This window comes from Niveispirillum irakense DSM 11586 (assembly GCF_000429645.1).
Taxonomy (GTDB): Bacteria; Pseudomonadota; Alphaproteobacteria; order Azospirillales; family Azospirillaceae; genus Niveispirillum; species Niveispirillum irakense.
In genome coordinates, this window is the sequence record NZ_AUCG01000012.1 from 1 (window position 1) to 2,148 (window position 2,148).

A 2,148-nucleotide genomic window follows, 5' to 3' on the forward strand; every position below is an offset into this window, starting at 1 on the left:
ATGACGCCGGATCAGATCATCCTGGTCTCCAACGGCTCCACCATCATCCTCGACAAGACAGGCATCAGCCTGGATGGCGAACTGATCTGGCTGAATCTGAAGGAGAAGCTAAGCGTTCCACCCGACGACCCGCTGGCCGCCGGCGGAGCGGGGGCCGCAGCCGGGGCCATGATGGCCGCCGACGGCCAGCCGCTGATCATGACGCCACAGCAGAAACTCTGCCGGGACTTGGCGACGGCCCGGGAAATGGCCCTGCTGGCCGCCCATGCCTCCGACTACGACTTGCCGATCTCTCCACACCACCAATATCTCGACCCCGACACGCCGGAGGGGGTGGCGGAGTTGCAGAAGGTTGGTATCGAGAAGGAAGATTTGATTCCTGAAGGTTCTTCTTTTAGAGCAAAAATATATTTCGATGAAATAACAGGTAATTATATTGTTGGATTTCGAGGGTCAAAAACGACTGAAGATTGGGACAATAACGTCATTCAAGGCTTGGGTCATGAATCTGATCATTACAATATGTCAAATAATCTAGCCAAAAGAATTTATGTATCAACAGATGGAAAAGTAATTTTTATTGGTCACTCTAAAGGTGGCGGCCATGCGTCTGCTGCGTCTCTTATCACTAAAGCGCCCGCTTTCACCTTCAATTCCGCAGGTGTACATGCACGAACCGTAGGGGGCTATCCAGAAATTTCTCCAGACATTCAGGCCTATTATAATTCGAGCGATCCTTTATCGACTGTCCAGGACAATAGAGAAGCTGTCCTGCAGGGAGCCGTCGCTGCTGCAAGAACCGTCCCTCCAGCAGGGATCATACTCGAAGAGAAAATCCGGCAAGATGAGGGTGCCAATCAGCCGATGCTACCCAGAGCCTATGGGCAAAGACATTTGTTACCGGATAACCCTGATATCTCCAGACATCCGTTATCGATGCACAGCATGAATAACATAATTGGTGGCATCGAATTGAAAAGGAGCAATAATAAATGTCCATGAGATTTTTTATAATTTTGGTATTTTTATTTTCTCCATTCATAGCATATCAGATTTTTTCTTCTGACAGGAGCATGATCATGAATGTAGTCGCCGATACCTATCCGGATTATTTCGAGGACACCGACGCTTTTGTTTTCGCGAAAGCCGTTGCCAGAGGTGACGTCAGCGCAGCGCTCGCGGCCGCCTTACGACTGCCCGAGGGCGTCAATACGGTGGGGAGGGAGGGTGTGACGGCGCTCTGGCTGGCGGCTGACAGATATGATTATCGCATGGTGAAAGCCCTCTTGAATGCCGGCGCCGATCCTGATGGCGGCAAGGGCCTGCCACCCTTAGCTAAGGCCGCTGCATTAGAAGATATACAAATGGTTAAAATTTTTCTGGGTCATGGAGCAAATCCGAACAAGAAAAAAAATACTAAACCTATAATTTATACAGCTTCCATGACCGGAAATATAGATATCGTAAATTTATTGTTATTGAACGGAGCCGACATCGAAGCAGAAGACGGCGTTGGGACCACTCCCATCCTTTCCGCCGCTATGCTCGACCGCTGGCAACTGGTGCTGTTCCTCATGGACCGGGGAGCTTCCGTCTGGCCGGCCTCAGGTGGCATAACCGTCGGCCTGCTTGCCGCAAACTCTCGCATCCTGCCCAGCCATCCGGACGGGGCGGTGCTGCCGCAGGTGATCGAACGGCTGAAGGCCAAGGGCTTTCCCTGGCCGCCGCCCAAGGCCTCCGAGGTCCGCGCCATGATCGAACGGGGCCAATGGCCCCCGCCAGGGGCACGCTGAGGGGGTGTCTTTCGCCATTGGGGATACCCCGATTATCGTCCCTTGCTCACCCATCCGTCATGTTGAAGGACTGCTGCTTTCCTTCATATTTTGAACGTCTGGGATTTCCTTTGATTCCCACATCAGTAAATCTGCGCCCTTCCCGTCATCAATATTTCACATTCAAAATGATCATTTTCATTCCTCAGGAATACCCCAAAGCGGTCCTGGATCGTTATTCCTGCTGATCGGCGTGAATCGTTGAGAATTTTAGGGAAGATGGCCTGAGGTTCAGGGATCAGACATGGACGGATACACGCAGATCAACCGGATGCTGTCGATTGACACGCCGCTGGGCCCTGACCAGTTGCTGCTG

At 52.0% G+C, this 2,148-nt stretch carries 2 protein-coding genes; both read left to right on the forward strand.

Features of this window, described 5'->3' with window-relative positions:
• Positions 1-1,002 (forward strand): Tle-like phospholipase domain-containing protein (locus G473_RS0103405; protein WP_029011944.1); only part of this gene is annotated, 1,002 nt, incomplete at its 5' end.
• On the forward strand, positions 993-1,793 hold the full coding sequence (locus tag G473_RS0103410; protein ID WP_029011945.1) for an ankyrin repeat domain-containing protein: 801 nt from the start codon (positions 993-995) through the stop codon (positions 1,791-1,793). The genes G473_RS0103405 and G473_RS0103410, both read left to right, overlap by 10 nt.
• Positions 1,794-2,148 lie beyond the last annotated feature (355 nt).